Genomic DNA, 4,754 nt, shown 5'->3' with positions numbered 1-4,754 from the left:
CCCGCCGCCCCATGCCCCGCCAGCCCCGCCCCTGCCCGCTCCCGCCCCCGGACTCGACGCCTGGCCGCGCGCCTCGGTGCTGCTGGTCGACGACGAGCAGGGCATGCGCAACTTCCTCGAGAAGACGCTGGCGCCGCGCTGCGGCAACGTGCAGAGCGCCGCCAGCGCCGAGGAGGCCGACGCGCTGGTGCGCCGGCACCGCTTCGACCTGGTGATCCTCGACATCTCGCTGCCCGGGAAGAGCGGCCTCGCCTGGCTTCGCGAGCTGCGCGAGCAGGGCTACAGCGGCGAGGTGGTGCTGATCACCGCCTATGCCGATCTCGACACCGCGATCGAGGCGCTGCGCGCGGGCGCCTCCGACCTGGTTCTCAAGCCGTTTCGCGTGACGCAGATCCTCAACGCGGTGAAGCACGGCCTCGACCGCACGCTGCTGAAGCGCGAGAACTGGGTGCTCAAGCACATGATCTCGCAGCGCGGCGAGGGCTTCGACGGCCTGGTGGGCAGCTCGCCGGCGATGCAGAACCTCAGGCGCGCGCTGCAGCGCGCCGCGCCGGTGGCCAGCACCGTGCTGCTGTCGGGCGAATCGGGTACCGGCAAGGAGCTGGCGGCGATCGCGCTGCATCGCCACAGCCCGCGCGCACCGGAACCCTTCGTGCCGGTCAACTGCGCGAGCCTCGCGCCCGAGCGCATCGAGAGCGAGCTGTTCGGCCATGCCCAGGGTGCCTTCACCGGCGCGACGCACGGCCGCGACGGGCTGTTCTATTACGCCCAGGGCGGCACGCTGTTCCTCGACGAGATCGCCGAACTGCCGCTGGCCCAGCAGGCTGCACTGCTGCGCGTGCTGGAGGACCACCGCATCCGTCCGGTCGGCAGCGAGCAGCAGATCCCGGTCGACGTGCGCATCGTCGCCGCCACCAACCGGCGGCTGGCCGACGAGGTGGCCGCCGGGCGCTTCCGCAAGGACCTGTACTACCGGCTGCAGGTGGTCGAGATCGGCCTGCCGCCGCTGCGCGAGCACAAGGACGACATCGCCGAGCTGGTGGCGCATTTCATCGCCACGCTGGCGCCGCATCTCGGCGTCGAGCCGATCGCCGTCAGCCCGGCCGAGATGGCCTACCTGCAGCAGTACGACTGGCCCGGCAACGTGCGCGAGCTGCGCAACCTGGTGGAGCGCTCGATGATCCTGGGCGCGCTCAACGTGTCAGCGCTCTACCCCGGCGGAACTACGTCGCGCACCGGCGCGAGCGCCGGCCCGACCGACCTGCAGACGCTGGAGAAGCAGCACATCCTCGCGGTGCTGGAGTCGGTGCAGGGCGACAAGACGCGCGCCGCCGAACTGCTGGGCATCTCGCGCCGCACACTGGAGCGGCGCTGCGCCGAATGGCTAGTCGCTTGAATCCCCCGTTGCGGCTGCGCCGCTCCCCCCAGGGGGCGCCGCTGGGTTCGCGCAGCGACGTTCGGCTGCTGCTGCGTCGGGTTGCACCGGGCGGTTGAGATGACGTTCTACGAGCGCTTCCAGCGGCTGCCGATCCGCAGCAAGCTGCTGGCGATGGTGCTGCTGCCGTTGGTGGTGGTGCTGCCGCTGCTGGGCCTGCTGCTGCTGGTCTGGGGCAACGTGGCGCTGGACCGCCTGCTGATCACCAAGGTGCGCAGCGACCTGGCGGTGGCCCAGGGCTACTTCGAGCGCGTGCTCGGCGAGGTGGGCAGCAGCGCCGCCGCCGTGGCCGACTCGCAGGCACTGCACCGTGCGCTGGACGACGACACGGCGGCGACGTCGGCCGACGCGGGGACGTGGGTGACACTGCTGCAGGCGTTCAAGGCCCGCGAAGGCCTCGATTTCATCAACTTGCGTGCCCCCGACGGGACGTTGCGCATCACCGACTTCGGCGCGGCCCCGGCCACCGACGGGCGCTCGCCGGCGTTCCGTGCGGCGGCGGCCGAAAGCGGCCGGGCACGCGCCAGCATCGAGGTGCTGCAGCCTGACGACTGGCGCGTCTCGCGCCGGCGCTGCAGGACCGCGTCGCGGTGCCGCTGGTGAGCACGCGCAACGCCGCGCCCACGGCTCGCACGCAGGAGACCGCGCGATGGTCGTGCTGGCCACCGCGCCGGTGCACGACGAACGCGGCGTGCTGCGCGGCCACGTGCAGGCCGGCGTGCTGCTGAACCGCAACCTGCCCTTCATCGACCACATCAACGAGATCGTCTACCCCGAAGGCGCGCTGCCCTTCGGCAGCCGCGGCACCGCGACGCTGTTCCTCGACGATGTGCGCATCAGCACCAACGTGCGGCTGTTCGGCGACGATCCCAAGAACCGCGCCATCGGCACCCGCGTGTCGCAGGCGGTACGCGACACCGTGCTCGGCGGCGGTCAGCCGTGGCTGGACCGCGCCTTCGTCGTCAACGACTGGTACGTCTCGGGCTACCTGCCGCTGGCCGACGGCGCCGGCCGGCGCGTCGGCATGCTCTACGTCGGCTACCTGGAACGGCCCTTCACCTGGCTGAAGTACGCCGTGCTGCTGAGCATCGGCGCGATCTTCTTCGCCGTGATGATCGGCGCCACCGTGGTGTCGCTGCGCTGGGCGCGCAGCATCTTCAAGCCGCTGGAGCAGATGGCGCGCACGATGCAGCAGGTCGAGGCCGGCGGGCTCGACGCGCGCGTCGGCGCGGCCGGCCACCACCCCGACGAGATCGGCCGGCTCGCCGCCCACCTGGACCACCTGCTCGACGTGATCGACGACAAGACGCGCGCGCTGCAGCGCTGGGGCGACGAGCTCGACCGCAAGGTGGTCGAGCGCACGCGCGACCTGGAGCAGGCGCAGGCGCAGCTGCTGCGCTCGGAGAAGCTGGCCACCGTGGGCCAGCTCACCGCCAGCATCGCGCACGAGGTCAACAACCCGATCGCGGTGATCCAGGGCAACCTCGACCTGCTCCGCGAGCTGCTCGGGCCGCAGACCGCCGCCAAGGTCGACGCCGAGCTGCGGCTGGTGGACGAGCAGATCGAGCGCATGCGGCTGATCGTCACGCAACTTCTGCAGTTTGCGCGCCCGAACGAATACGCCGGCTACGTGGACAGCGTGAGCGTGGCGCGCGCGCTCGACGACTCGCTGCTGCTGGTCGGGCCTCAGCTCGCGCGCACCCGGATCGCGGTGCAGCGCGACGACCGGGCGACGGCCAGTGCCGCCATCAACCGCCAGGAGCTGCAGCAGGTGCTGCTCAACCTGCTGATCAACGCGCTGCACGCGATGCCCGACAGCGGCACGCTGTCGCTGCACACACGCGACTGGCACGCCGCCGACGGCCGCGTGCAGGGTGTGCAGATCGACGTGGCCGACAGCGGCCCCGGGCTGGGACCGGAGCTCGAGTCGCGGCTGTTCCAGCCCTTCGTCACCACCAAGACCGACGGCACCGGCCTGGGCCTGTGGATCAGCCGCAGCCTGATCGAGCGCTACGGCGGCACGCTGACCGCGGCCAACCGCGACGACGGCGCGCGCGGCGCGGTGTTCAGCGTGCGGCTCTACAGCGAACTGCCGGAGACGACGCTGCCGGCCTGAGGCGCTAGTCGATCAGGTCGAAGCCCTGCGTCTCCACCTCGACGAAGGCACGCAGGAAGCCGGCCACGGCGCGGTAGAAGTCGGCGCGCGGGTGCGCCTCGATGGCAGCGCACAGCGCCTCGGCCCAGGTCTGCAGGTGGATGCGGAAGAAGCGCCGCTGCTGCTCCAGGTTGCAGATCTCGGGGTCGTCGCCGGCGATCAGGAAGCGCATCACCTCGCAGACGCTGGCGATGTGGTCCTCGGTCTCTCTCACGCCGTCGGCGCGCTCCAGGCCCAGCGTGCGCAGGTCCGCGCGCAGCTCGACCAGCGGCCGGTCGTTCAGCGCGCCCGCCAGATGGAAGGAGCCGTAGAGAAAGATCTCGGCCCGCCCGACACCGAGGAACAGCGCGTCGTACTCGGCGGCCACCGCGTCCGGCGGCACGCGCCGCGCGGCGGCCACCACCTCGCCCCAGGCCGGCTCGAGAAAGCCGCCGGGCGTGGGCGCTTCGGTGGGCGCCACGCGCAGCTGCGCGTGGAAGGCGGCATCGGGCGGCGCGACGAACAGCTGCGCGAGCAGGCCGTAGATCTCGGCCCGCGCGAGTTCCTCGCGGTCGTCGGCCGGCGTGGCGAACTGGATCGGTTGCGGTTTCATCGGGAGGCAGTCCTGTCGCTCACGCGGCTCAGAGGTCGGTGATCTTCACTTCGTTCGGGTTGGTGTGCAGGTCGATCACGCGGCAGTCGCCGCACATCTTCAGGCGCTCGAGCGCCGCGCCCTGGAACATCGAGTGGCCCGCCAGCTTCGTCAGCATGCCCTCGATCGCCTTCTGCGTGCCGAAGGGCTTGCCGCACTTCACGCAGGCCCAGGGCTGCATCTCGTGCAGCACGCGCGGCTGCTTGCGCGCCTTGCCGCTGTCGGCCAGCCACAGGCGCGGCGCGAGCGCCAGCGCGTCCTCCGGGCAGGTGACGACGCACAGCCCGCACTGCACGCAGTTCTTCTCGGTGAAGCGCAGTTGCGGGCGCTCGGGGTTGTCGCCCAGCGCGCTCTCGGGGCAGGCGCCCACGCAGCTCAGGCACATCGTGCACTTGCCGGTGTCGATCTGCAGGCTGCCGAACGGCGACGCGGCCGGCAGCGCGATCGCCTCGGGCACCGGCCGCGCCGGCGCCTGGGCCAGCAAGTGGTCGAGCGCGAGGTCGAGCGTGGCGCGCTTGTCGGCCTGCACCGCA

5 protein-coding genes are annotated in these 4,754 nt (G+C 71.8%); 3 read left to right on the top strand and 2 right to left on the bottom strand.

Annotated features, from left to right (window positions below):
- Positions 1–31: 31 nt before the first annotated feature.
- The 3 genes from x551_RS18560 (at position 32) to x551_RS18550 (ending at position 3,551) form a co-directional block, all read left to right on the top strand.
- A complete protein-coding gene (locus x551_RS18560) occupies positions 32–1,396 on the top strand; it encodes a sigma-54 dependent transcriptional regulator (protein WP_036250090.1) in 1,365 nt (454 codons plus the stop codon).
- Between the two features lie 99 nt (positions 1,397–1,495).
- Positions 1,496–2,038, top strand: coding sequence for a hypothetical protein (locus tag x551_RS27645; protein WP_036250087.1), 543 nt, complete (start codon positions 1,496–1,498; stop codon positions 2,036–2,038).
- Between the two features lie 46 nt (positions 2,039–2,084).
- Complete coding sequence (locus x551_RS18550; protein WP_253950416.1) at positions 2,085–3,551, top strand: cache domain-containing protein; 1,467 nt, start codon at positions 2,085–2,087, stop codon at positions 3,549–3,551.
- Positions 3,552–3,555: 4 nt separating this feature from the next.
- Here x551_RS18550 and x551_RS18545 read toward each other — a convergent pair whose 3' ends face one another.
- Together x551_RS18545 and x551_RS18540 are read right to left on the bottom strand one after the other, a co-directional pair.
- On the bottom strand, positions 3,556–4,182 hold the full coding sequence (locus tag x551_RS18545) for a molecular chaperone TorD family protein (RefSeq protein WP_051495894.1): 627 nt from the start codon (positions 4,180–4,182) through the stop codon (positions 3,556–3,558).
- A 28-nt stretch (positions 4,183–4,210) separates the two neighbouring features.
- The coding region (locus x551_RS18540) for a 4Fe-4S binding protein (protein WP_036250084.1) at positions 4,211–4,754 on the bottom strand (544 nt) is incomplete at its 5' end.

This window comes from Methylibium sp. T29, from assembly GCF_000576205.1.
Taxonomy (GTDB): domain Bacteria; phylum Pseudomonadota; class Gammaproteobacteria; order Burkholderiales; family Burkholderiaceae_C; genus Methylibium; species Methylibium petroleiphilum.
Note: the sequence above shows the minus strand (reverse complement) of the source record. Positions and strands in the feature narration are given on the sequence as shown.

Coding starts and splice junctions, on each gene's coding strand:
- x551_RS27645 (WP_036250087.1), top strand. CDS start 1,496: ATGACGTTCTACGAGCGCTTCCAGCGGCTGCCGATCCGCAGCAAGCTG.
- x551_RS18545 (WP_051495894.1), bottom strand. CDS start 4,182: ATGAAACCGCAACCGATCCAGTTCGCCACGCCGGCCGACGACCGCGAG.
- x551_RS18550 (WP_253950416.1), top strand. CDS start 2,085: ATGGTCGTGCTGGCCACCGCGCCGGTGCACGACGAACGCGGCGTGCTG.